Annotated in this window: 1 protein-coding gene; it reads right to left on the bottom strand. The window is 61.7% G+C overall.

What is annotated here, in order from left to right:
• Window positions 1-796 (bottom strand): DNA mismatch repair endonuclease MutL (mutL, locus tag CPT76_RS05750; protein WP_219845387.1); only part of this gene is annotated, 796 nt, incomplete at both ends.

Genomic DNA, 796 nt, shown 5'->3' with positions numbered 1-796 from the left:
GCTGCGGGATGAGCACTTCCTGCCGGAGCACCTGATGGATGCTGCTCTCCACGAACGGGAACAGCTCCTGCTCTTTGCTGAAGCGCACTTCCAGCTTGGCCGGATGCACGTTGACGTCCACCAGAGACGGATGCATCTTGACTTCCAGGACGGCGAGCGGGTAGCGGTTGATCGGCAGCAGCGTATGGTACGCCCGCTGAATGGCCTGGTTCAGGCCGTAGCTGCGGATATACCGCCCGTTGACGATGATCGAGATCCCGTTCCGGTTCGAGCGGGTCCAATCCGGGCGGCTGACGTACCCGTCGATCGTAAAGTCCAGGTTCTCCGCATGAATCGGCAGCAGCGCCTTGGCGGCCTGCCGGCCGTATATGGCGGCGACCACCTGCAGCAGATCCCCGTTCCCTACGGTCTGCAGCAGCACGTTTCCGTTATGCCGCAGCGTAATCGCGATCCCCGGATGCGACAGGGCGATGCGGTACATGTAATCGGAAATATGCCCCAGCTCCGTCTGGATCGTCTTCATATATTTCAACCGGGCCGGCGTGTTGTAGAAGAGCTCCCGGACCGTCAAGTCGGTTCCCTTCGGCGCCGCCGTGTCCTCTTCGGTCACGAGCCTGCCGCCTTCGATGACGATTCGCCGCCCGAGCCCGTTATCGGCGCTCGAAGTGACCAATTCCACTTTGGCCACGGCGGCGATGCTCGGCAGCGCCTCGCCGCGGAACCCGAGGCTCGTGATGTTGAACAGATCCCTGCTGTTTTCGATTTTGCTCGTCGCATGGCGGTAAAAGGCGGTGCT

Origin of the sequence: Paenibacillus sp. AR247 (assembly GCF_002968895.1) — a bacterium.
In the GTDB taxonomy this organism is placed as follows: Bacteria; Bacillota; Bacilli; order Paenibacillales; family Paenibacillaceae; genus Paenibacillus_AQ; species Paenibacillus_AQ favisporus.
Note: the sequence above shows the minus strand (reverse complement) of the source record. Positions and strands in the feature narration are given on the sequence as shown.